Source organism: Rossellomorea marisflavi (assembly GCF_022170785.1).
GTDB classification, from domain to species: Bacteria; Bacillota; Bacilli; order Bacillales; family Bacillaceae_B; genus Rossellomorea; species Rossellomorea marisflavi_B.
On record NZ_CP081870.1, the window covers coordinates 456,359 to 479,180 of the forward strand.

The following is a 22,822-nucleotide window of genomic DNA, read 5'->3' on the forward strand; positions in this document are numbered from 1 at the left end:
TATCCTGACTGGAATACTAGGCAATATCTTTTGAGGAAAGAGCTCTTTTTGATTATGATGAGAAGAGAGTATTTTTTCAGGAGGTGCAGGCAATTGGATTTATATGAATCGTATATTCAGAATGATAGACAAAGAGAACTGCTTACCCTGGCAGGCGAACTCGCCGATGCGTTCGCGGAGAGGGCAGAAGAATATGATCGAGAAGGGTCCTTTCCATTTGAGAACTTCAACGACTTGAAGAAGAAAGGCTACGGGAAGCTCACCGTGCCAAAAGAATATGGGGGCGAAGAAATCAGCCTGTATGAGATGGTGATGCTGCAAGAACGCCTGGCGACGGGTGACGCTGCCACTGCACTTTCAATCGGATGGCATCTTGGCGGTCTGATGGAGCTGAGCGAGAGCAGATTATGGGATGAAGCACAATTCCAAGCGCTATGCGAAGCGGTCGTCACAGACCAAGCCCTCGTCAACAGGGCAGCCTCCGAGCCCGCTACAGGCAGTCCTACAAGGGGTGGTCTTCCGGAAACGAAGGCTACCAAAACGGATAATGGGTTTGAACTAACAGGCAGGAAAAGCTTCACTTCCATGGCGAAGGTCCTGGATTATTCATTGGTGCTGGCACGGATTGGGGAGACGGAGAAAAAGGGATTTTTCCTGGTTGATCATAAATTGGATGGTGTGAGCATCGAAGATACATGGGATGTGATTGCCATGAAGGGGACGGGAAGTGAAGACCTGGTTCTTGATCACGTCAGCTTGCCTTCTTCGGCTATGGTAGAAGGGGATGAAAGGGGTGGAGACCTCCCTAAGGCTTGGCTTCTTCATATTCCTGCCTGTTATCTCGGTGTGGCGGTGGCAGCCAGGAATTATGCCATTGAGTTCGCAAGTAATTACTCGCCTAACAGCCTGCCGGGGCCGATCAAAGAGGCCCCAGAGGTGCAGAGGAAAATCGGAGAAATGGAGCTCGAACTGTTCCAGGCCAGGCAGATCCTCTACTCGGTGGCGGATAAATGGGTGAAGGAACCGGATAAACGGAAAGGGATGGGTCCGGAGCTTTCGGCGGTCAAACATATCGTCACCAATGGGGCCGCACGCATCGTGGATATTGCCATGAGGATCGTAGGGGCAAGAAGTCTGTACCGCTCGAACCCGATGCAACGTTATTACCGGGACGTCAGAGCGGGGCTGCATAATCCGCCTATGGATGACATGGTCATTTCGCTGCTGTCAAAGCAGGCTCTCGGTGGAAAATAGTAAAGAAGCCAAGGATCACGGTCCTTGGCTTCTTTACGTCTGTAATTTTTTCTCCAATACGGAGGAATGGTGAATCTCCAGGGTCTGGATCCCTTTCAGTTCTTCAAGCAGGTCATGTATGGATAACAATTCGTATAAGAGAACGGATTCGCATGAGAAATGTTTGACCTGTTTTCCTTTAAGGAATTCATGATCCTCCCAGAACTCTTCTAAAAGATCCTTCATGAGAACGAAGTGCTGTTCTGGAATTTCGAAAGAGGGGTGGTGTAGGATCCCCTTAAGGGACTGGATTGCCGAAATGATCCGTTCCTTCTCCTCTTGGCTGTACGAATAGCGGTTCATGGGGAGATAGATCAGATTTCCGATATGATAAAGGATCTGTCTCAACAGGTTCAGCTTTTTATACTCGTAGTGGAAAAACCGGAGCTCTTTCCTGCTGGAGCGGTGTAGTTTCCACTCTTCCTTTTGATATTTGCAAAGGGTATCCGTTGCTTCGACTTCCTGGAGGATGTCGGCGAAAATGAGGCGGGTATCCCGGTGAAGGGAATGCTGCTTTAGCAGTTCCGAGCCTCTCCGCTCTAAAAGATTACCGGTTTTGAAATATAAATTATGAATGCTCGCCGTGATTTTATCGGAATATTTAGGAGGTAGGACCCAAATGTTGACCACGGTTGAAACGATAAGCCCGATCGTCGTGGTTCCGAGCCTGATGAAAAAAGTGGCTACATAATGATCATGGATTGTCGGGATCATGGCGATTCCTGTCAAGGTGGCGACCAGGATTCCGGGGGCAAGCTTCAGCCTGTGACAGGTGATGATTGTCAGCAGCGCGACGAATGCGTAGGTGATGGGGCGGTCTCCGAAAAAAGAAGACAAGACGACTGCGTACAGGGCCCCGATGGCTGATGCCGGAAATCGGATGAACGCCTTTTTGATCGAATTGGTTGCCGTCGGCTCGATGGTGACGATGGCCGTGATGACCGCGAACGTCGCTGGCCAGTTGAATAATTCACAAATGAGTGCAGTCAAAAAAACGGCAATGCCTGTCTTTGCAACGCGGCCGCCGACTAATCGAAAATGTTTGGAAAATTGCATATAGGACCCTCTTTATAGTGGAAGAATACGTACCTATCATTATAACGCTTTTCGTAGAATCTGTGTTTACTTTGAGTCCCGAAATAAAAAAATAGTGATAAAAAGGCCTGTCCACTTTGGACAGGCCGTATATGAGAAACTCATCTGAGAGGCAAAGGCCTTAAAACAATCTTGATCGAATGAGGCATCTGGTCGTTTTCTTGTGCCGCTTTGAGATAGCGGAACATATTCTTTCCACCTACTGAATTAGCAGAGTGGATCGTGATGCGTTCTGCAAATAGTTGGTGCTCCACCATGGCATGAACCAGCATCAGCCCATTTCGGGTCTTGCTCTCGAGGTCATGATCGAGAGAGAGATGACCAATGGAATGATCGTACATAAGCTGCAGGCACTCATCGATGTCTTTTGCAAGAATGTAACCTTGGGGACAGTGGCGATAATCGTCGAGAAACACATTTACTGTCATATACATTCTACTTTCGTCATTTGACTTAGGTTAAGCCTAACAGACCTATACCTATACTTATATAGGTAATTAGTGGTGTATTACAAATATATTTGTAGTTGGAAAGTCAGTCTTTTTAGCTTCGAAACTTAAGATTCTGTCACTTTTACCATAATAGTTTGAAAACTGAAGAATAATAGAAGGAATATTCTCATTTCTTGTCGTATGAAGTAAAGACCATACTGCGTTGGGAGAGTTTCAGGTGATAATTGAAAAATTACTTTTTCACACGTTCATCATTCTTGCTCCGGTGTTAATCCAAACCTCCCTGCTCGAACATCATAAATGGAGTAAGTCGCCCATCTTCACAGGGGTGCTAAACGGTTTAGCCACTCTGACATGCCTCGCATTCACATATGAATTCGCCGGTTTATACTGGGACTTCCGCTATGTCCCCCTCATTATTGCCATGGTCTATGGGGGCAGGAAGGCGGGACTCATCGTCCTTGCTTTCATGCTCATCGGACGGACGATCATGGGTGGTGATATCCTATTCCATGGCCTTGCCAGTGCGGTCATTGCCTCGGTGATCCCTTATTATTTCTCAAAAGGCTTCTGGAAGATGTCGCCCGTCAAACGGGTAGTTGCGGCCCAGTTCATCGGTTTATGGCCGATTGCTATCATTTTTCTCATGCTCTTTGTCTTTCATCTACCGTCACAATTTTTGAGTGAACTCCATTCCATTACATTCATCCTGCAGTTCGGCCTTGTCCAGGTGCTTGGAATCGGCATCGCCGCCCGCTTGAATGAATGGATGGTCGAGAAGAAGGTGATGAGGGAAGAAATCATCAAATCGGAGAAATTGAATACGCTGGGTGAATTGGCTGCCAGCATCGCCCATGAAGTACGAAATCCCCTGACGGTCGTGAAGGGTTTCCTTCAGCTCATGAAGCGTCAGTCAAAGGGGGAGGAGGATGAATATCTGGCCATCATCTTAAGTGAGCTTGGTAGGGCTGAAGAAATCATCAATGACTACTTGAATTTTGCAAAGCCGCAATTCGAGAAGGTGGAGCGGGTTCATATAAAGGAGATTCTATCGGAGGTATCTATCCTGTTGAATGCCTATGCCGTGAAGGAGAATGTTTTTTTGGAGAGCCACCTGGAGGATGACGGGATCCTCCTCACGGATCGGAATAAAATGAAACAGGCACTCATCAACTTTGTGAAGAATGCGATTGAAGCGACTCCGCCGAAAGGGTATGTGTCGATCGGTCTACAGGTCTCTGAAGAGAATGCCGTCATTACTGTGAAGGATACAGGAAAAGGAATGTCGAAAGAAGAGATAGCGAGGATCGGTACGATGTTCTATACCACAAAGAACCAGGGGACAGGACTAGGGACGTCGGTCTCCCTTAAAATCATCGAAACGATCGGCGGCCGTGTAAGGTATTCGAGTGAGGTGAAGAAAGGGACGACCGTCGAGATCATCCTTCCCCTCCGGAATGAAAAATTGAAAAAGGAACATGTCCTTTCCCGTCACTTAGATGCTTGAAATCTAAGTGTTTTTTCATTCCGGTCTCACGTTAATTTACCGTACATACGTTCTATGATAGGATAAAAGAAATGAATGACCGACCCTAATGTACAGGCGACGATGAGGGTGCCGATTCCGATGGAGCCGCCAGCCACGATGGCCAGGGTGATGGCAATGGCTTCGTTCAGGAGACGCGCGTGGTTGAGGTTCAGACCGAAACGGTGATGAAGGGCCATCATGAGTGTATCCATCGGACTCGAAGGAAGCCCCGCCTGTAGATAGATGGAAATTCCAAGTCCGATCAGCGTAGTACCAATGACGACAAAGAGGATCTGCGACGTCAGATCAGAGGGTACCAAGACGGTCACGGTCACTCTCAGCCAGAAATCAACGAGCTGGCCAATGAGGAAAATCGACAGGGCGGCGAGCCATCTTGGTCGCTCTTTCAATAGAAACGCATTGACGCCGATCAGGATGCATCCGTTTAAAAAGATGCATGTCCCGATCGTAAGGTGGAACAAGCGTGATTCACCAACAGCCAGGGCGTCCCATGGACCCGCTCCCATATTGGCATGGATCACAAATGAAACGCCGAGTGATAAGCATAATAAACCGATACTATAAAAAAGGAATCGAATCATGTCTACCTCCGTTAACCGATGCTTGTCTCTATACATATGCCGGCAGTGGACAGAATAGAAGAAGAAAGGGAGGAGAACGCCATGGATGCCGATATTGCATTATCTGTCAGGGAGCTCGTCGAGTTTGTCCTCAAGGCTGGGGATATCGATTCGCGATTTCAGCCTAGGTCATCCATGCTCACTGGAACAAGGCTCCATCAAAAACTCCAGCGACGCTATGAAGAGCCCGATGAAAAAGAGGTTCACCTTAAAGGGAGAAAAGTCGTGGATGGAATCAGCTATCAGATTGAAGGCAGATGCGATGGGATCATACACCGTGAAGGAAAGATCATGGTGGAAGAAATCAAATCAACGGCCCGGAGCCTTGATGAATTGGAGGAAGGGAAGCGGGTCCACTGGGCTCAGGCGGAGTGCTATGCCAGCCTCCTGACGGAAGAGCGGTGCTGGGATGCGATACATGTGAGGCTCACGTATATCCACATAGGAACAGAAGAGACGAAATCATTTACCCGCGAGTATGACCGTGAAGAACTTCAGGGAATCATGATCGGTCTATTGCAGCGCTATACGCCGTTTGCAGAAGTGAGGTTGAGAAACGAGGAGAATCTGGAGGAGAGCCTCACCCGCCTTTCTTTTCCTTTCGAGACGTTCAGAAAGGGTCAACGTCAATTGGTAGGAGCCGTTTATAAGACCGTCACCGAAGGAAAGACTCTTTTTGCCAATGCCCCCACGGGGACAGGGAAGACGATTTCTACCTTATTTCCTGTCGTAAAAGAAGGAGGCAGGTGGTTTTACGCCACGGCCAAAACCATCTCGAGGACGGTGGCGGAAGATGCCGTCAAGCTGATGGAAGAAGGGGGCCTCTCCACCAGGGCATTGACCATCACGGCTAAGGACAAGATTTGCTTTAAAGATCAAACCATCTGCCAGCCCGATCATTGCGAATTTGCCTGTGGCCACTATGATCGCGTGAACGGGGCCATCCTGGATATCCTTCAGAAAGAGACCCTCATGACCAGACCGGTGATCGAGGAGTACGCAAAAGCACATCGTGTATGTCCGTTTGAATTTTCCATCGATCTATCGTATCTCGTTGAAGGGGTCATCGGAGATTATAATTATCTATTCGATCCACGAACATCGTTGAAGCGATTCAGTGATTCCTCTAAAAAGCAGACGACGCTCCTCATCGACGAAGCTCATAATCTCGTTCCGCGTGGGAGGGACATGCACTCTGCTTCCTTGACGTCCACGGTTTTCACAGCATTGGCAGCAACTGTGAAGGGAGAACTGAGCACGGCGATCCGTTCCCTCACGGAGGCTTTGAAAGGTGTAAGCCCCGGTACATATGAAGAAGTCGATTCAGGTGTCACAGATGGGGTAAGGGCATTCGTGGAGGCTGCGGAAAAGGAACTTCCTCACATGGAAGGTGAAAGTCCTCTATTGGAGGCGTATTTTGAATCGACCCAATTCCTGCGCATCCTGCAGCTCTATTCAAAAGAACACCGGACATTGGTCACGCACGCAGCATGGGGCCGGGATCACCCTCAAGCTCATCTGCCTGGACCCGGCAGCTTTTTTGCATCAGGTGACGGCAGGGTATAAGGCGGCGGTCTTCTTTTCGGCGACCTTACATCCGTTTTCGTATTACTTCCATCAGCTTGGAGGAGAAGCGGAGGATTACCGATTTGTCATTCCGACCCCCTTCGATCATAGCCAGTGGCAAGTGGAAATCCAGCCTCTTTCCATACGCTTCAGGGACCGGGATCGCCATTTTCCTCATCTGATGGAGTCGATCGTCAATCTCTTTAATCGAGTCGATGGAAATGGCCTCGTATTCTTTCCTTCCTACGCCTTCATGAGAAGAGCTTTTGATGCATTGGAAGGGTATGATTTATCGGCGAAGCTGATCATGCAGGAGCCGATGATGTCAGAAAAGGAAAGAGAAGAGTTCTTGGCTGAGTTCCAAGCAGGACGAGAGCAACCTGTATTGGGTCTTGCCGTCTTGGGAGGCATTTTTTCTGAAGGTATCGATTTGAAGGGTGAACGTTTGAAGCAGGTGGTGGTTGTCGGTGTCGGGCTCCCTCAACCTGATGAAGAACGGGAGCTGATGAAGTCCTATTTTAACTCTCTCGGAGTAAATGGATTTGCCTATGCCTACACCTACCCCGGATTGAACAAAGTCTTTCAGTCTGGTGGAAGGCTGATCAGGACTGAAGAAGACCGAGGTGTCCTCAGGCTCATTGATGATCGCTATCTCTCAGGGGAATATCAGAAGCTGCTGCTCGAGGAATGGCGACATTTCACTGTGGTGGGAGGTTCATGGACATAAAAAAAGACCGCTACGGGAGCGGTCTTTTTGGACATTTCAATTAGTTGAAAGAAGGGTCCTTAAGAAGACGATCGAATTCTTCCAAGTGGTGCGTTTCGTCGGCAATCATATCATCGAGCTTGATTCCGAGCTCCACAAGACCAAGCTCTTCAGCCTGCTCTTTGCGTTTTTTGTAGCGTTCGATCGTGTCAGCTTCTGCTTTGCGTCCTTCAATGAGCATTTCTTTCACGTCATCCGTTTGTTTCACCTTTGCTGGAGTTGTTGTAGGGCTGCCTCCAAGGGTTTTGATTTTTTCTGCAAGGTATAGAGCATGTCCTTGCTCATCAGGAATCTCTTCTTCGAAGAAAGGTTTCAATACCTGTCTATATAAGCCGCTTACTACTGCTGCGTAGTTCGTGTAGAGGATAACTGCGGCATATTCATTTGCTAGATCTTCGTTCAGTCCTTCAATTAGTTCGTCAAGTTTTGCTTGATCCATTTGTAATTACCACCCTTTGTGTATGTTGTATGGTTATAATGTACCCGTTTCGCATGGAGATAAACCCCTTTTTTGCTGTGTGGGAGTGGGGGCGGCTTGTCAGAGTTGCTTATCCTTTTCATTTCTTTTGTGGTAAGGTGGCGTTTCGTTCCGCTGCACTCTGTGCGTATGAGTAGGGGTTTGCTGATTTGGAGCGGGGAATTGCCATCCTGTATTTTTATGAGTGTGTGGTGGTTAAGAGACCGTTCCGTTCCGCTACGGCCTCCCGCTTTCCATGGGCGTGCGGTGAGCCGCTTCGGCGTTGCCTGCAGGGTCTCACCCTGCCCGCTATTCCCATAGGAGTCGGGAGGCCTTCGCTGCACTGCACTCTGAGTGGAGGAGAGGGGGTGTGCGGTTTGGAAACATGCTAACACCATCCAATTTTTTGTGAGTATGTAGAGGAGAAGAGCCCGTTCCGTTCCGCTGCGACCTCCCGCTTTCTATGGGGCGTGCGGTGAGCCGCTTCGGCGTTGCCTGCAGGGTCTCACCCTGCCCGCTATTCCCATAGGAGTCGGGAGGCCTTCGCTGCACTGCACTCTGAGTGGAGGAGAGGGGGTGTGCGGTTTGGAAACATGCTAACACCATCCAATTTTTTGTGAGTATGTAGAGGAGAAGAGCCCGTTCCGTTCCGCTGCGACCTCCCGCTTTCCATGGGGCGTGCGATGAGCCGCTTCGGCTGCGCCTGCAGGGTCTCACCTTGCCCGCTATTCCCATAGGAGTCGGGAGGCCTCCGCTGCACTGCACTTTGTGCGAAGGAGAGGGATGTACTAGTTCTGAATAGGGGATCGGCACCCAGTTTTTCAATGAATGTTTGGTTGGGAAGAGACCGTTCCGTTTGCTACACTTTGTACTCAGGAAGGGGCTCTGATAATTTGAACCCTCCATCCATGCATGGTTTTTCGTTCACCTCACCAAGTCCAACAGCACTGAGTGGATTGGAGCGGAAGGGATTTGACTCCTGCGGAAAAGGGGGATGATCGAGACCCCGCAGGCACGAGGAGGCTCGACATGCTCCCCGCGGAAAGCAAATCCCTGCAGCGCAAAGGAACGGACTACCTTTCCACCACAGCCTTCACTAAGAACTATGAGGCCATTAATTCTAATTGCACCTGGGTGATATATTTCGAAGGCGCGGGCTGACCCGACATATTCCCTGCGGAAAGTACCCCTGAAGCGCAAAGGAACGGTCTTGTTTCCAACTTACCCTTCATTTAGGAAGATATTGTCTTCAGCTATCATCATAACCATGATGTTTATTATTATTTCACCACAGAAATCAAATCTCTGAAAGCGGAAAGGAACGCCTCATTCCTTCTTGAGCATTCACAGTTACACTAACAAAGACAAATATAGAAGAACTGGCACCTCCATGAATATCTTTCACCAAGGTTGAAAATCCTAAAGATAAGAAACAGGAGGTGTTAAGCCATGACAAAACGTGTAGGTGTTGAACAATCCCTTTCAAATGTAGTGCAAGCATTGCGTGAAAAAGGGTATGACGTCGTTGAACTCAAGAACGAACAAGATGTGAACGGCTGTGATTGCTGTGTCACGACAGGCTTGGATACAAACGTAATGGGAATGCAAAATACAACATTCAAAGGATCTGTCATTGAAGCGGACGGTCTGACGGCCGATCAAGTATGTGAACAGGTCGACAGCAGAATGATGTAAGAGAAGGGAGGCCACAGCCTTCCTTTTTTTATTGAATAAAAAATCAGCCTTCCCCTCTATATGGTAAAATGAATGATATTTCCATATTGAGGGAGGGTTCGGCATGTGGCAAGCTCTATTCATAGATCGTGACGGCACGCTGGGCGGCAGCAGTGAAATTGAATACCCGGGAGAGTTTGAGATGTTTCCCTGTAGTGTGACCGCCTTAAAGAGGATAAAAGAAACAGGGATCCCCATCCTATCCTTCACCAATCAGCCGGGGATCGCTGCAAGGCACGAGCTGAAAGAAGAATTCGAACAGGAGTTGAAAATGTTCGGGTTTGATGGTGTGTATATCTGTCCCCATGAAGAAAGGGAGCGCTGCGGATGTCGGAAGCCAGAGATCGGCATGCTGAAGGAAGCGGCGGCGGATCGGGGGCTTGATCTCACCAAATGTGCCGTGATCGGAGACAGGTGGAAGGATATGCTCGCCGGCAAAAAGGCAGGGTGTACGACGGTGCTTGTCAGGACGGGAGCAGGTGAGAGTGAATGGCAGAAAAACAGAATGAACCTTGAAGGCACCGTGGACTACGTGGCTGAAGACCTTCAGGAAGCGACCCGCTGGCTCTTGAATTCCCCTCAACGTGTGCTGGAAGAGATATTGGACGGGGCAAATACAGAAGCACGTTTCGTCCTCGGGATAGACGGGTTGAGCCGGTCGGGTAAGTCGACCATAGTGTCAGAGATAGAGGAATGGCTGAAGGGTAAGGGGGTCACTCATCAGATTTTTCATATCGATGACCACATTGTCGAGCGGAAAGCACGGTATGACACCGGTCATGAGGAGTGGTTTGAATATTATAGTCTGCAGTGGGACCGGAAACGGTTGAGGGAAGAGTTCTTTATGAAACTGAAAGAGGGTTGCGTTGATGTGAGGTTACCTTTTTACGATGGAGAGCTGGATACCGTGACGGAAAGGCAGGTGCGGCTTCCGGATAAGGGGCTCATCATTGTAGAGGGGGTATTCCTTCAGCGGGAAGAATGGAGGGAAGCCTTTGATGGGATTCTATTCCTTGATTGTCCGAGAGAGCGACGGTTGCTCCGTGAATCGGAGGAGACGCAGCTGAAGCTTGAAAAGTTCAGGAATCGGTATTGGAAGGCAGAAGAGTATTACCTCGATACGGTTCGGCCGATAAAACGTGCAGACTGGGTCATCCCTACATAATGAAAACGGCCGGGAGACTCCCCGGCCGTTTCTTTTTTATCCTATATGGGCAAGAGGCTGGGACCGGAGATGTTCCCTTAGTAGATCCGGAGCCGTGAGGTAGAGCAATCCGTTTCCTTCGAGGGATTTCGGGTATCCGAGAGGGATGGTCCGTTTCACGAGCTGTGCATAGATTTCCGGTTCGCTCAATTCCCGTTTGAATGCTGCTTCCTCAAACTCTTTGATCAAGGCCAGCGCACCTGCTACATGGGGAGCCGACATGGACGTCCCGCTGAGCTTGGCATATTTATCTCCGGGGATCGTCGAGAGGATCTGCTCTCCAGGGGCTACAAGGTCGATTTCATTATTGGAATTGGTGAAGTAGGATGATTTCCTTTGGAGATCGATTGCTCCCACGGCGATGACTTCCTTATAGCTTGCCGGGTAGGAAAATTCATCTGTATCGCTGTTCCCGTCGCCTTCATTACCGGCTGCGGAAACCACCAGGATACCAGCTGCCACAGCTTTTTTGATTGCGTCATGAAGCGGTTTATAATCAGTCGGGCCGCCAAGGGACATGGAGATGATATCGACTCCCTGCTCCGTTGCGTACTCGATTCCCTTCACAATCCAATCGTATTGTCCTCTCCCGGAACTTCCGGCGAGTACTTTGATGATCATGAGGTCTGCAAGCGGGGCGACTCCGATCACTCCATCTCCATCTTCATTGGCGGCGATGGTTCCGGAGACATGGGTGCCATGTCCACTGTAGTCCGTCACATTATCTTCTGCCCCTGCATCGTCATCGGTAAAGTTCTTGACGCTCTTTACCCGTCCGGCAAGGTCAGGATGATGGATGTCACAGCCTGTATCGAGTACGGCGATGGTCGTGCCCTTTCCTTTGCATCCTTCTTTCCATAGTATGGGGGACTGAATCATTTCAATGCCTTTCGGAACCTCATTTACATCTCCAATCATTTCGTTCATGAAATACGGAATCAGCTTCATTTCGGTTGCCATGGTCATCCCTCCAAAATATTATTCTCGTGATGTCTATTAGTCTGAAGTTTCTGAAAATATACCATTTTTTTGGACAATTGTACAGGGTCGATGGTAATAGGTGGAATTTACCTACTTATGATTCAATGGAGAAAGGTCGTTTTTAAACAAACGTTTGATCAAGGCGGTTCCTTCCTTGCGCCTCAAGGAATCTACGTTTAAACGATTGTTGGTCATGCAAAAGGACTGGAAGGCATAGATTGATGAAGATGAGAAGGAGGGGAAAAAAGATGAATGGAAGGGATACGGGGAACATTGCGTACGCAGTAATCAAGGGAGGTCCGCTTGCACCGGATCTCGAAGGGAACGTCTTTTTTCACGAAGTGAAGGGAGGAGTGGAAGTAATGGTAGAGGTGAGGGGGCTTCCACCTTATAAAGAAGGGAAGAATGGGGAGAAACCAATCGGTCCCCATGGTTTCCATCTTCATGAGAAGGGGGTATGCGAAATTGGAGACCCGTCTGACCCTTTTACATCTGCGGGAGGTCATTGGAATCCAGGAGGTCAGCCTCATGGCAATCACGCAGGAGATTTTCCTGTCCTGTTTTCAAATGGGGGATATGCCCGTATGTCCTTCTTTACCAATAAATTTAGTGTGAAGGATGTGGTGGGAAAGGGCGTGATTATCCACCAGAGTCCAGATGATTTCCGGTCACAGCCTTCAGGTGATGCGGGGAAACGCTTGGCCTGCGGAGTGATCGTTCCCTATACCAAATCGCAAACATAATAGAAAAAATCGTACAGGGCACGCGCTGTACGATTTTTTTCTTCTATTAATAAAAGCCGAGCATATTGAGCATGACCACAATGATGAAAAGTGGTGCAACGAAGCGGATCAGGAAGAACCAAACTTCGAATATGCCTTTCTTCATGCTGCTTCCGCTTTTCAACTCTTCATAGAGAGCGGTCTTCTTCATCTTCAGAGGGACAAAGATGGATATCAGCAGGCACCCGAGAGGTAATAATACATTGCTTACGGCGAAATCGGCAAGATCAAAGATGATCTTATCAAATAGAGTAATGTCGCTGAGTACCCCATAAGAGAGGGCGGATGGGATCCCGAAAATGAAGATGGCAATCCCGACGATCCATGCCCACTTTGTCCTCTTTTCCGGATCATTCTTCGCGATGACCGATACGATGATTTCAAGCATGGAGAATGCTGAAGTCAAAGCAGCGAACAGGAAGAGGATCAGGAACGCGATGAAGAACAGCATTCCGAATGGCAGCTGGTTGAAGATCGTCGGCAGCACGTTGAACAGGAGGACAGGTCCTGCGTTAGGCTCGAGTCCGAATGCGAAGACCGCCGGGAAGATGGCAAGGCCAGCCAGGAGCACGATGAAGATATTCATGATGACGATGGACACAGCCGAACGCGGCAGGCTCTGGTTTTTCGGAAGATAGGAGCTATACGTCAGCATGACCGATACCCCGACGCTCAGAGTGAAGAACGATTGTCCCATGGCCTCCAGGATCGTGCGCGGTGTGACTTTGGAGAAATCCGGAAGAAGAAGGAATCGGACGCCTTCTCCCGCTCCGTCAAGGGTCACAGCACGAAGGACCAGCACAATGAAAAGGACGAACAGCGCAGGCATCATGATCTTGCTGGCACGCTCGATTCCCTGCTGAACGCCTTTGGCTACGACGACGATGGTCATCAGGATGAAGATGAGCTGAACGATGACACTCACCCACGGATCAGCAATGGTGGATCCGAATACCTCACCGTACTGATCCGAGGTCAATCCGTTCAGTTGTCCGGTGATGGCCTTGAACAGATAGATGACGATCCATCCGCCAACGACACTGTAGAAGGATAGCAGGATGAAGGATGCGACCATCCCGAGGACTCCGATCCAGTGCCACTGGGTTCCCGGGGAGATCTTTTTATACGCATCGATCGCATTGCTTTGGGCGGTCCTTCCGATGGAGAATTCCGCCAGCAACAGTGGGAGCCCAAGGAATAAAGTGAAAAGGATGAAGATCAGGAAGAATGCGCCGCCTCCGTTCTGCCCTGCAATATACGGGAATTTCCAAATTGCTCCCAAACCGATGGCCGATCCTGCAGCAGCAAGGATGAAGCCAAGTTTGGATGACCATTGTTCACGTTGACTCATGGGTTGATCTCCTTTCTGTTTATGGTTGTCGCCGAAGACAATAAAAAAAATCGCCCCTACATAATTGTAGGGACGATTGGATATCGCGGTACCACCCTAGTTATGGGACAAGCCCATCACTCTTCGGAAATAACGGCATACACCGTCTTTTGATCTCGTCAAAAGAAGCTCTGGAATCGAAATTCACTTACCGCATGTGTACCGATTTGCACCAACCATCGGCTCTCTTTAACAGGGAAGGGTTCGCTACTAGGTTCCTTCAAAGCTTTTCGTTATTTAGGTTATACAATTTTTATCATGGATTGACGTACATTGTCAATGTCTTTTCTGGAATTTGCCGTGATGTGCACAGATTGAGTTCAAAGCCAATCTCAAGTAAGATAAGAGAAAAACGAATGGAAAGTGTGTTTATACATGAAATCGACGATCGTCATCGGTGCCGGGATCCTCGGAGCCTCGACTGCTTATCACCTTGCGAGGAAAGGGGCGGATGTCCTGGTCGTGGACAGGGGAGATACGGGGCAGGCGACCGCGGCTGCAGCCGGTATCGTTTGTCCCTGGCTGTCTCAGCGCCGTAACAAAATATGGTACAAGCTTGCTAAAGGAGGAGCGGCCTACTATCCCGAACTCATCGAGATGCTTGAGGAGGATGGCGAGCATGAAACGGGGTATGAAAGGGTAGGTGCTCTCAGCCTCCATACGGATGAGAAGAAACTGGATGGAATGATGGAGAGGGCTTTGAAAAGGCGGGAGGATGCTCCGGAAATTGGGGAGCTGACGAAATTGTCGTCAGAAGAAACCCGGGCCCTTTTCCCGTTTCTCTCCGATGAATACAGGGCCGTCCATGTATCAGGGGCGGCCCGGGTGGACGGACGTGCTATCTGCAAAGCACTCTTGGCAGCTGCGGAGAAACGCGGTGCGATCCTCAGGCAAGGGAATGCCCGGCTCCTGAAAGAGGGAACGGGGATCATGCTCGATAACGAAAGGGTCGAAGCCGATCGTGTCATTGTCACGGCCGGCGTGTGGGCGAAGGAATTGTTTGCTCCACTCGGAATCGACGTTGATGTCACATCACAGAAGGCCCAAATCATCCATCTAAATGAAGCGGATGCCGATACCGATGAGTGGCCTGTCGTCATGCCACCCAATGATCAATACCTGCTTGCTTTCCCGGAAGGAAGGATCGTCGCAGGGGCCACCCACGAAAATGATCCCGTCAACGGAGGGGTCACAGCGGGAGGAATGCTTGAAATCCTTTCAAAAGCCATAGCCATCGCACCGGGTCTTCATGAAAGTGAAGTGGTAGAAACCCGGGTCGGCTATCGCCCATTCACCCCGGGTTTTTTGCCGGTATTCGGATACATGCCAAGCGTTGATGGGGTCCTCTTTGCCAACGGCCTCGGGGCATCGGGTCTAACGGCTGGCCCGTACCTAGGATCTCAGCTCGCGAAGCTGGCACTGGGGGAAGAGACCGATCTGGACCCTGCAGACTATGATGTGAACGGAGCTATACGCAACCCGTAATTCCCACTATTTTTTACAAGTCATCCCCTTTATAATAGAGGGAGTGAACTGAGAATTTATAGAAAAAGGTGTTAAATCGATATGAGTCTATTAACAGTCAAAAACCTGACCCACGGCTTCGGTGATCGTGCGATCTTCAATGATGTGTCCTTCCGTCTGTTGAAAGGGGAACACATCGGCCTGATCGGGGCGAACGGTGAAGGTAAATCGACATTCATGAATATCATCACAGGCAAGCTTGAACCAGACGAAGGCAAGGTGGAATGGGCGAAAAGGATCCGGATCGGGTACTTGGATCAGCATGCCCAATTGAAGCAGGGGATGACGATCCGCGATGTCTTGAAGACGGCCTTCCAATATCTCTTCGATATGGAAACCGAGATGAATGAGCTTTTTGGCAAGATGGGGGAGGCATCCCCTGAAGAGTTGGAGGATCTCCTTGAAGAGACAGGCACCCTGCAAGAAGCGCTGACCAACAATGATTTTTACGTCATCGATGCCAAGGTGGAAGAAATCGGGCGCGGATTGGGGCTTGATGATATCGGCCTAGATAAAGATGTCCATGACCTGAGCGGTGGACAGCGTACGAAGGTCCTTCTGGCCAAACTCCTTCTTGAAAAGCCAGATATCCTCCTTCTGGATGAGCCGACCAACTATCTGGATGAGCAGCACATCGAGTGGCTGAAGCGATATCTTCAAGAGTATGAGAATGCCTTCATCCTGATCTCCCATGATATCCCGTTCCTCAACAGCGTCATCAACCTGATCTACCATATGGAAAATCAGGAGCTGAACCGCTATGCGGGGGACTATCATGAGTTCAAGAAAGTCCACGAAATGAAGCGGCAGCAGCTAGAGTCTGCCTATAAGAAACAGCAACAGGAGATCTCGAATCTGAAAGACTTCGTGGCCCGTAATAAGGCGAGGGTTTCGACCCGGAATATGGCCATGTCCCGTCAGAAGAAGCTCGATAAGATGGAGGTCATCGAGCTTGCATCCGAAAAGCCGAAGCCTGAATTCAACTTCAAGCTTGCGAGGACGGCCGGACGCGTCATCTTTGAAACGAAGGATCTTGTCATCGGGTATGATGAGCCACTATCAAGACCTCTTAATCTGAAAATGGAACGGGGTCAGAAGATCGCTCTCTCAGGAGCCAACGGAATCGGAAAAACGACCCTCCTCAGAAGCATCCTGGGTGAGATCAAGCCAATCTCAGGAAGCGTAGAACTTGGTGAATATCTTCATATCGGATACTTCGAGCAGGAGATCAAAACCGAAAACCGCAATACCTGCATTGAAGAAGTGTGGAACGAATTTCCTTCCCTCAATCAGGCGGAGGTGCGTGCAGCCCTTGCCAAATGCGGACTTACGACGAAGCATATCGAGAGCAAGGTGGAAGTACTGAGCGGTGGGGAAAAAGCAAAGGTGCGTCTGTGCAAACTCATGAACAACGAATCCAATGTTCTTGTGTTCGATGAACCGACAAACCACTTGGATGTGGAAGCGAAGGAAGAGCTGAAGCGCGCATTGAAGGAATACAAAGGAAGCGTCCTTATTATAAGTCATGAACCTGATTTCTATCAGGATGTGGCCACCGAAGTGTGGAACTGTGAATCATGGACAACGAAACTGTTTTAATATGAACGAGGAGGGACGCGGGCATTATGCTCGCGTTTTTTTATCTGGAAAATGAATTAGGAAATTTATTCTATTGCTTTTCTTGAAGCGTCTATGATACCTTATATGTAACCGGTTACATGAAAGAAGTGAAAGCACATGGTCACAATCAGAGATGTAGCAAAAAAAGCGGGGGTTTCCGTTGCCACGGTTTCCCGGGTGCTCAATGATAATGGATATGTCGGTGCCGATACACGAAAAAAAGTGATGAAGGCCATCGAAGAGTTGAACTACAGTCCGAATGAAGTCGCCCGCTCTTTATATAAACGGGAGTCAAGACTGATTGGTCTGCTTCTTCCCGATATTACCAATCCGTTCTTCCCACAGCTGGCCCGGGGAGTAGAGGATGAACTGAGTGAATCCGGATTCAGGCTCCTGTTGGGAAACAGTGATGAGCATGTGCAAAAAGAAATGGATTACATCCAAACGTTCATCCAGAACAATGTAGTCGGAATCATATCGGCGACCAACCACGTCGATTACCATATATACGATGAAGTGAAAGCACCGCTGGTTCTCTTGGATCGCACCACAGACAACCACCCGGCCGTCTATGCAGATGGGCGGGAAGGAGGTAGGCTTGCGGCAAGGACACTGATAGAAAAAGGTTCACGCAAGATTACCATCCTGAAAGGTCCGGCCCATATCAAACCGGCGCGTGACCGGTTCCAGGGCGCCATCGAAGAGCTGAGCCAGGCAGAGGTCGACTTCTCGGTTCTCTCCACCACCTCTTATTCCTTTGAAGAAGCATTGGGGTGGGCAAAGGAACTGTTTGAACAGTTCCCGGATACCGACGGAGTGATTGCAAGCAATGATATCGTGGGGATCGCCGCCATCCATGAAGCATTGAAAAGGGGGAAACGCATCCCCGAAGAGGTGCAGATCATCGGGTATGATGATATCCCCCAAAGCCGGCTGTCCTATCCTACGCTCACGACGATCCGGCAGCCCGCCTATGAAATGGGACGGGAAGCGGCAAGGCTTCTCATCACCATGATTCGGAAAGAAACCGTCACTCAATCCACCATCCAGATGCCGGTGGAACTCATAGAAAGAGACACAACTAGAAAGGGATGATCATGATGAAACCACCAAAAATCGCCGTGATCGGCAGTTCCTCCATGGATCTGGTCGTAACGGCCGACAGACGTCCGGGAGCAGGGGAAACCATCCTCGGAGAAGCATTCAGTACCGTACCCGGAGGAAAAGGCGCGAACCAGGCAGTAGCGGCTGCGAGACTCGGGGCCGACGTTCATATGATCGGCAGGGTCGGAGATGACCCATATGGTCAGGAGATCGTTGCAAACCTGAAAGCAAACGGAGTCATCACTGACTATGTGGAACCGGTTACAGATGCAAGTAGCGGAACGGCTCACATCGTATTGGCAGAAGGAGATAACAGCATCATCGTCGTCAAAGGAGCCAACGATCATGTAACCCCATCATATGTAGAAAAAGCTCTTTCCCTTTTAAAAGAGTGCGATTTGGTCATGATCCAGCAGGAAGTTCCTGAAGAAACCGTGATCGAGACAGCCAGACTGTGCAAGGAGATCGGAGTGCCACTGTTGCTGAATCCGGCTCCGGCAAGGGAGATCCCCGATACAGTGATAGAACAGGCCGCCTATCTGACACCGAACGAGCATGAAGCGGGACTTTTATTCCCTGGAGTCCCATTATCGGACGTGCTGAGGAAATATCCGAACAAGCTCTTCATCACAGAAGGCTCTGCCGGTGTACGCTATTATGACGGTGCAGAAGAGAAACTCGTTTCCTCCTTCAAGGTGGAGGCGGTGGATACAACAGGGGCAGGAGATACATTCAATGCAGCCCTTGGGGTGGGAGTGGCCGAAGGGAAACCCCTTGAGGAGAGCCTTCGTTTTGCCAATCGGGCTGCATCCATTTCCGTTACAGGCTTCGGTGCCCAAGGCGGAATGCCCACTCGTGAAGAAGTCGAGAGGGGGCTCGCGGAATGAAGCGAAACGGAATACTCAATAGTGAAATCGCCAAAGTACTGGCCGACCTGGGGCATACCGATACAATCGTCATCGCTGATGCAGGGCTCCCCATTCCCCCTCATGTGAAGAAGATCGACCTGGCATTAAAAGGAGGGGTTCCATCCTTCCTTGATGTGGTGGATATTCTCATGGACGAGATGGTGGTGGAGCGACTGACAGCTGCCAGCGAGCTGGAACAGAATCCCCAAGTTCATCAGGGACTGCAAAAGCGCTTTGAACAAATCGAATACACGTCTCACGAAGAGTTGAAGCATCAGCTCCAATCGGCAAGGGCCGTCATACGCACAGGTGAAATCACCCCGTATGCCAACTGCATCCTGCATGCCGGTGTAACGTTCTAAAAGGAGGGAATCACATGGAAATCCGCATGGATCATATTCATAAAGCCTTCGGTCAAAATAAGGTACTGGAAGGAGTGGACATCCATATCCGTGGTGGGGAAGTCCACGCATTGATGGGGGAGAATGGAGCAGGGAAGTCCACCCTCATGAACATTTTGACGGGCCTTCATAAGAAAGATCAGGGTACCATCACCATCGACGGGGTGGAAAAGACCTTTGATAATCCAAAACAGGCAGAAGAGTTCGGCATAGCCTTCATCCACCAAGAATTGAATATCTGGCCTGAGATGACGGTGCTCGACAACCTCTTCATCAATAAAGAACCGATTACGTCATTCGGGCTCATTCAAACCCAAAAAATGAAAGCGGTTGCTAAGAAGCAATTCGATCGCCTCGCCATCTCCATCCCTCTTCATAAGGAAGCGGGGAAGTGCTCGGTGGGTGAGCAGCAGATGATTGAGATCGCCAAGGCACTGATGACCGACGCGAAAGTGATTATCATGGATGAACCGACCGCAGCGCTCACGGATAGGGAAATCGAGAAGCTCTTCGATGTAATCCGTTCCCTAAAGGAGTCGGGCGTCTCTATCGTATATATTTCTCACCGGATGGAAGAAATCTTCACCATCTGCGACACCATCACCGTCATGCGAGATGGGCGGACGGTAGACACGACCCCGATTCCTGAAACGAACTTCAACGACGTAGTCAGAAAAATGGTCGGCAGGGAATTGACCGATCGATTCCCGGAGAGAAACAGTAACCCCGGGGCAACCATCCTGGAAGTCAAAGGGCTGACGCGAAAAGGTGTGTTTGAAAACGTCAGTTTCCAAGTTAGGGAAGGGGAAATCGTCGGGGTGTCGGGACTGATGGGTGCCGGACGCACAGAAATCATGCGTACCATTTTCGGTCTTGATGGCAAATACGAAGGGGACATCCTGGTGGCTGGTAAAAATGTTACCGTCAAGAACCCGAATCAAGCGGTGGAACTCGGACTTGGCTTCATCACAGAGGATCGGAAAGAAGAGGGTCTCATCCTTGATTTCTCCATCAAGGATAACATCGTCCTCCCGAGTCTCTTCAGTTTCACCAAGAACGGGATGATCAAGGACAAACAGGAGGAAGAATTCGTCGAACTCCTGATCAAACGTCTGACAATCAAAACAGAATCCGCCATGACCTCCGCGAAGAACCTCTCCGGTGGGAACCAGCAGAAGGTCGTCATCGCCAAGTGGATCGGGATCGGTCCGAAAGTTCTCATCCTGGATGAACCGACAAGGGGAGTCGATGTGGGAGCGAAGCGGGAAATCTACCAGCTCATGAATGAACTGACGGACCGAGGAGTCGCCATCATCATGGTCTCATCAGAACTTCCTGAAGTACTGGGAATGAGTGATCGGGTGATCGTCATTCACGAGGGCAGGGTGTCAGGTGAAGTAACAGGTAAAGATGCAACGCAGGAAAAAATTATGACGCTGGCAACAGGAGGTCAGATCAATGAATAACACACTCAATCGAACCAATCACGTAGGAAGCTTCATGCAGAAGCTCGGACCATTCTTGGGACTGCTCGTCCTGATCGTGACCGTTTCCATCATTAATCCTAGTTTCCTTGAACCTTTGAACTTATTGAATCTTTTACGTCAAGTGGCGATCAACGCTTTGATTGCATATGGAATGACCTTCGTGATCCTGACAGGAGGAATCGATCTTTCCGTCGGGTCCATACTCGCACTCTCAAGCGCACTGATGGCAGGGATGATGGTATCCGGTCTCGATCCGATCCTGGCCGTCCTCATCGGATGTATTCTTGGGGCCATCATGGGAGCAGTCAATGGCCTTCTCATCACCAAAGGGAAGATGGCTCCGTTCATCGCTACCCTGGCAACAATGACCATGTTCCGCGGATTGACCCTGGTTTACACAGACGGGAATCCGATCACGGGTCTTGGAGACAACTATGCCTTCCAACTGTTCGGAAGAGGCTATTTCCTCGGAATCCCAGTACCGGCCATCACCATGTTGCTGGCATTCGCCATTCTCTGGGTGATCCTTCACAAGACTCCGTTCGGACGTAAGACATATGCCATCGGAGGCAATGAAAAAGCAGCCCTTATTTCAGGTATCAAAGTATCAAGAGTGAAAATCATGATCTATTCACTCGCCGGCTTGCTTGCCGCACTGGCAGGGGCCATCCTCACGTCACGGTTGAACTCCGCCCAGCCGACAGCAGGGACATCTTATGAGCTTGACGCCATTGCGGCCGTCGTGCTTGGAGGAACATCCCTATCAGGTGGACGCGGGTTGATTGTCGGTACACTGATCGGTGCCCTGATCATCGGGACGCTGAATAACGGACTAAACCTACTCGGCGTATCATCCTTCTTCCAAATGGTCGTGAAGGGGATCGTCATCATCATCGCCGTATTAATTGATCGAAAGAAAGCAGCATAGGAGGTTCCACATGAAAAAACTGATTGTACTTATGATGAGTATCTCCCTCGTATTCCTGGCAGCATGTTCCCTTCAGCCGCCTGAATGGGCGAAGCCCAGTGGCAAAAAGGATCCGAAAGATCTGAAGATCGGTCTATCCGTTTCGACCTTGAATAACCCGTTCTTCGTCTCCATCAAAGAAGGGGTCCAGAAAGAAGCAAAGGCGCAGGGCATGAAAGTCATCGTCGTCGATGCCCAGAACGATGCAGCCAAGCAGATCAATGACGTGGAAGATTTGATTCAACAAGGCGTCGATCTTCTTCTCATTAACCCGACAGATTCATCGGCCATCTCTACAGCCGTACAGTCTGCCAACAGCATCGGAATTCCAGTCGTCACCCTTGACCGTTCAGCAGATAAAGGCGACGTGGCGACCCTCGTCAGTTCTGATAATGAAAAGGGCGGGGAAATGGCCGCCGACTATCTAATCAAAGAATTGGGTGAAGGAACAAAAGTGGCCGAACTCGAAGGGGTACCTGGAGCATCCGCTACCCGTGAACGGGGAGCAGGCTTCCATAACCTTGCTGACGACAAGCTTGACGTAACCGCGAAGCAGACTGCCAACTTCGACCGGACCCAAGGACTCAATACGATGGAAAACATCCTACAGGGTAATCCGGATATCAAGGCGGTCTTCGCCCATAATGATGAAATGGCCCTCGGTGCCCAACAGGCGATCCAGAGCTCAGGAAGGGATGTACTCGTCGTTGGATTCGACGGAAATGAAGATGCCCTGAAGAGCATTGAAGAAGGGAACCTGTCAGCTACCGTCGCTCAACAGCCGGAAGAGATCGGCAAGCTCGCCGTGCAGGCAGGAGCCGATGTGTTGAATGGGAAAAAGGTTGACAAAATGATTCCCGTTCCTTTGAAATTAGTCACAAAAGACAAAGAGTGAATGAACAAAAAATGCCCCGACGGTCAT

General features: G+C 49.7%; 21 protein-coding genes and 1 other annotated feature. Of the genes, 15 read left to right on the forward strand and 6 right to left on the reverse strand.

Annotation, left to right across the window (positions count from 1 at the left end):
• Positions 1–93: 93 nt before the first annotated feature.
• Positions 94–1,254, forward strand: coding sequence for an acyl-CoA dehydrogenase family protein (locus K6T23_RS02425; protein ID WP_420493488.1), 1,161 nt, complete (start codon positions 94–96; stop codon positions 1,252–1,254).
• 33 nt (positions 1,255–1,287) lie between these two features.
• On the opposite strand, the gene K6T23_RS02430 is transcribed toward K6T23_RS02425, so the two are convergent.
• Positions 1,288–2,349 carry an aromatic acid exporter family protein gene (locus K6T23_RS02430; RefSeq protein WP_056532648.1) on the reverse strand — a complete coding sequence of 354 codons (1,062 nt, stop codon included), beginning with the start codon at positions 2,347–2,349 and terminating at the stop codon, positions 1,288–1,290.
• A gap of 140 nt (positions 2,350–2,489) precedes the next feature.
• Entirely contained in the window at positions 2,490–2,822 is a 333-nt protein-coding gene (locus K6T23_RS02435; protein ID WP_235563408.1) for a cyclic-phosphate processing receiver domain-containing protein, read from the reverse strand.
• A gap of 235 nt (positions 2,823–3,057) precedes the next feature.
• On the opposite strand from K6T23_RS02435, the gene K6T23_RS02440 reads away from it, so the two are divergent.
• On the forward strand, positions 3,058–4,347 hold the full coding sequence (locus K6T23_RS02440; RefSeq protein ID WP_238283518.1) for an ATP-binding protein: 1,290 nt from the start codon (positions 3,058–3,060) through the stop codon (positions 4,345–4,347).
• A 26-nt stretch (positions 4,348–4,373) separates the two neighbouring features.
• Here the strand turns inward: K6T23_RS02440 and K6T23_RS02445 are convergent, their stop codons facing one another.
• Positions 4,374–4,970: a YczE/YyaS/YitT family protein gene (locus K6T23_RS02445; RefSeq protein WP_079514656.1), complete on the reverse strand. Its 597-nt coding sequence runs from the start codon at positions 4,968–4,970 to the stop codon at positions 4,374–4,376.
• An 18-nt stretch (positions 4,971–4,988) separates the two neighbouring features.
• Here K6T23_RS02445 and K6T23_RS02450 point away from each other — a divergent pair, with 18 nt between their 5' ends.
• Both K6T23_RS02450 and K6T23_RS02455 read left to right on the forward strand, forming a co-directional pair.
• The gene (locus tag K6T23_RS02450) at positions 4,989–6,575 is read left to right on the forward strand and encodes a hypothetical protein (RefSeq protein WP_238283519.1); all 1,587 of its coding nucleotides are present in this window, start codon (positions 4,989–4,991) and stop codon (positions 6,573–6,575) included.
• Positions 6,559–7,302, forward strand: coding sequence for an ATP-dependent DNA helicase (locus K6T23_RS02455; protein ID WP_238284367.1), 744 nt, complete (start codon positions 6,559–6,561; stop codon positions 7,300–7,302). The genes K6T23_RS02450 and K6T23_RS02455 overlap by 17 nt, the downstream gene beginning before the upstream one ends.
• A 40-nt stretch (positions 7,303–7,342) precedes the next feature.
• Here K6T23_RS02455 and K6T23_RS02460 read toward each other — a convergent pair whose 3' ends face one another.
• Positions 7,343–7,780, reverse strand: a complete 438-nt coding sequence (locus tag K6T23_RS02460) for a ferritin-like domain-containing protein (RefSeq protein ID WP_056532663.1) — start codon at positions 7,778–7,780, stop codon at positions 7,343–7,345.
• A 1,467-nt stretch (positions 7,781–9,247) separates the two neighbouring features.
• Here K6T23_RS02460 and K6T23_RS02465 point away from each other — a divergent pair.
• Both K6T23_RS02465 and K6T23_RS22140 read left to right on the forward strand, forming a co-directional pair.
• The gene (locus K6T23_RS02465) at positions 9,248–9,493 is read left to right on the forward strand and encodes a YkuS family protein (protein WP_048005756.1); all 246 of its coding nucleotides are present in this window, start codon (positions 9,248–9,250) and stop codon (positions 9,491–9,493) included.
• Between the two features lie 103 nt (positions 9,494–9,596).
• Positions 9,597–10,697 (forward strand): kinase, encoded by a 1,101-nt coding sequence (locus K6T23_RS22140; RefSeq protein WP_148985963.1) that lies wholly within the window; start codon positions 9,597–9,599, stop codon positions 10,695–10,697.
• 36 nt (positions 10,698–10,733) lie between these two features.
• Here K6T23_RS22140 and K6T23_RS02480 read toward each other — a convergent pair whose 3' ends face one another.
• Positions 10,734–11,696 carry a S8 family peptidase gene (locus K6T23_RS02480; protein WP_056532665.1) on the reverse strand — a complete coding sequence of 321 codons (963 nt, stop codon included), beginning with the start codon at positions 11,694–11,696 and terminating at the stop codon, positions 10,734–10,736.
• A gap of 269 nt (positions 11,697–11,965) precedes the next feature.
• Here K6T23_RS02480 and K6T23_RS02485 point away from each other — a divergent pair, with 269 nt between their 5' ends.
• Positions 11,966–12,460 (forward strand): superoxide dismutase family protein, encoded by a 495-nt coding sequence (locus tag K6T23_RS02485; RefSeq protein WP_238283520.1) that lies wholly within the window; start codon positions 11,966–11,968, stop codon positions 12,458–12,460.
• A gap of 46 nt (positions 12,461–12,506) precedes the next feature.
• Here K6T23_RS02485 and K6T23_RS02490 read toward each other — a convergent pair whose 3' ends face one another.
• Positions 12,507–13,850, reverse strand: a complete 1,344-nt coding sequence (locus K6T23_RS02490; protein ID WP_238283521.1) for a sodium-dependent transporter — start codon at positions 13,848–13,850, stop codon at positions 12,507–12,509.
• Positions 13,851–13,915: 65 nt separating this feature from the next.
• Positions 13,916–14,122, reverse strand: a binding site (T-box leader).
• Between the two features lie 142 nt (positions 14,123–14,264).
• Between K6T23_RS02490 and K6T23_RS02495 the strand changes: the two genes are divergently transcribed.
• The 8 genes from K6T23_RS02495 to rbsB all read left to right on the forward strand — a co-directional run bounded on the left by K6T23_RS02495 (position 14,265) and on the right by rbsB (position 22,795).
• Complete coding sequence (locus tag K6T23_RS02495) at positions 14,265–15,374, forward strand: NAD(P)/FAD-dependent oxidoreductase (protein WP_238283522.1); 1,110 nt, start codon at positions 14,265–14,267, stop codon at positions 15,372–15,374.
• 81 nt (positions 15,375–15,455) lie between these two features.
• Positions 15,456–17,012 carry an ABC-F family ATP-binding cassette domain-containing protein gene (locus K6T23_RS02500; protein WP_079514664.1) on the forward strand — a complete coding sequence of 519 codons (1,557 nt, stop codon included), beginning with the start codon at positions 15,456–15,458 and terminating at the stop codon, positions 17,010–17,012.
• A gap of 138 nt (positions 17,013–17,150) precedes the next feature.
• On the forward strand, positions 17,151–18,128 hold the full coding sequence (locus K6T23_RS02505) for a LacI family DNA-binding transcriptional regulator (RefSeq protein ID WP_056532677.1): 978 nt from the start codon (positions 17,151–17,153) through the stop codon (positions 18,126–18,128).
• A gap of 5 nt (positions 18,129–18,133) precedes the next feature.
• Positions 18,134–19,024: a ribokinase gene (rbsK, locus tag K6T23_RS02510; protein ID WP_238284369.1), complete on the forward strand. Its 891-nt coding sequence runs from the start codon at positions 18,134–18,136 to the stop codon at positions 19,022–19,024.
• Positions 19,021–19,407, forward strand: a complete 387-nt coding sequence (gene rbsD, locus K6T23_RS02515) for a D-ribose pyranase (protein ID WP_238283523.1) — start codon at positions 19,021–19,023, stop codon at positions 19,405–19,407. The genes rbsK and rbsD overlap by 4 nt, the downstream gene beginning before the upstream one ends.
• Positions 19,408–19,421: 14 nt before the next feature.
• Positions 19,422–20,912 (forward strand): sugar ABC transporter ATP-binding protein, encoded by a 1,491-nt coding sequence (locus K6T23_RS02520; protein WP_238283524.1) that lies wholly within the window; start codon positions 19,422–19,424, stop codon positions 20,910–20,912.
• Positions 20,905–21,861 (forward strand): ribose ABC transporter permease RbsC, encoded by a 957-nt coding sequence (gene rbsC / locus K6T23_RS02525; protein WP_053428846.1) that lies wholly within the window; start codon positions 20,905–20,907, stop codon positions 21,859–21,861. Before K6T23_RS02520 ends, rbsC begins: the two co-directional genes overlap by 8 nt.
• A gap of 10 nt (positions 21,862–21,871) precedes the next feature.
• On the forward strand, positions 21,872–22,795 hold the full coding sequence (gene rbsB, locus K6T23_RS02530) for a ribose ABC transporter substrate-binding protein RbsB (protein WP_056532686.1): 924 nt from the start codon (positions 21,872–21,874) through the stop codon (positions 22,793–22,795).
• Positions 22,796–22,822: the final 27 nt, after the last annotated feature.

Bases quoted from the DNA above. Each gene is read 5' to 3' on its own strand.
- K6T23_RS02430 (WP_056532648.1), bottom strand. From the start codon at position 2,349: ATGCAATTTTCCAAACATTTTCGATTAGTCGGCGGCCGCGTTGCAAAG.
- K6T23_RS02435 (WP_235563408.1), bottom strand. From the start codon at position 2,822: ATGTATATGACAGTAAATGTGTTTCTCGACGATTATCGCCACTGTCCC.
- K6T23_RS02445 (WP_079514656.1), bottom strand. From the start codon at position 4,970: ATGATTCGATTCCTTTTTTATAGTATCGGTTTATTATGCTTATCACTC.
- K6T23_RS02450 (WP_238283519.1), top strand. From the start codon at position 4,989: ATGCTTGTCTCTATACATATGCCGGCAGTGGACAGAATAGAAGAAGAA.
- K6T23_RS02460 (WP_056532663.1), bottom strand. From the start codon at position 7,780: ATGGATCAAGCAAAACTTGACGAACTAATTGAAGGACTGAACGAAGAT.
- K6T23_RS02465 (WP_048005756.1), top strand. From the start codon at position 9,248: ATGACAAAACGTGTAGGTGTTGAACAATCCCTTTCAAATGTAGTGCAA.
- K6T23_RS22140 (WP_148985963.1), top strand. From the start codon at position 9,597: ATGTGGCAAGCTCTATTCATAGATCGTGACGGCACGCTGGGCGGCAGC.
- K6T23_RS02480 (WP_056532665.1), bottom strand. From the start codon at position 11,696: ATGGCAACCGAAATGAAGCTGATTCCGTATTTCATGAACGAAATGATT.
- K6T23_RS02485 (WP_238283520.1), top strand. From the start codon at position 11,966: ATGAATGGAAGGGATACGGGGAACATTGCGTACGCAGTAATCAAGGGA.
- K6T23_RS02490 (WP_238283521.1), bottom strand. From the start codon at position 13,850: ATGAGTCAACGTGAACAATGGTCATCCAAACTTGGCTTCATCCTTGCT.
- K6T23_RS02495 (WP_238283522.1), top strand. From the start codon at position 14,265: ATGAAATCGACGATCGTCATCGGTGCCGGGATCCTCGGAGCCTCGACT.
- K6T23_RS02500 (WP_079514664.1), top strand. From the start codon at position 15,456: ATGAGTCTATTAACAGTCAAAAACCTGACCCACGGCTTCGGTGATCGT.
- K6T23_RS02505 (WP_056532677.1), top strand. From the start codon at position 17,151: ATGGTCACAATCAGAGATGTAGCAAAAAAAGCGGGGGTTTCCGTTGCC.
- rbsK (WP_238284369.1), top strand. From the start codon at position 18,134: ATGAAACCACCAAAAATCGCCGTGATCGGCAGTTCCTCCATGGATCTG.
- rbsD (WP_238283523.1), top strand. From the start codon at position 19,021: ATGAAGCGAAACGGAATACTCAATAGTGAAATCGCCAAAGTACTGGCC.
- K6T23_RS02520 (WP_238283524.1), top strand. From the start codon at position 19,422: ATGGAAATCCGCATGGATCATATTCATAAAGCCTTCGGTCAAAATAAG.
- rbsC (WP_053428846.1), top strand. From the start codon at position 20,905: ATGAATAACACACTCAATCGAACCAATCACGTAGGAAGCTTCATGCAG.
- rbsB (WP_056532686.1), top strand. From the start codon at position 21,872: ATGAAAAAACTGATTGTACTTATGATGAGTATCTCCCTCGTATTCCTG.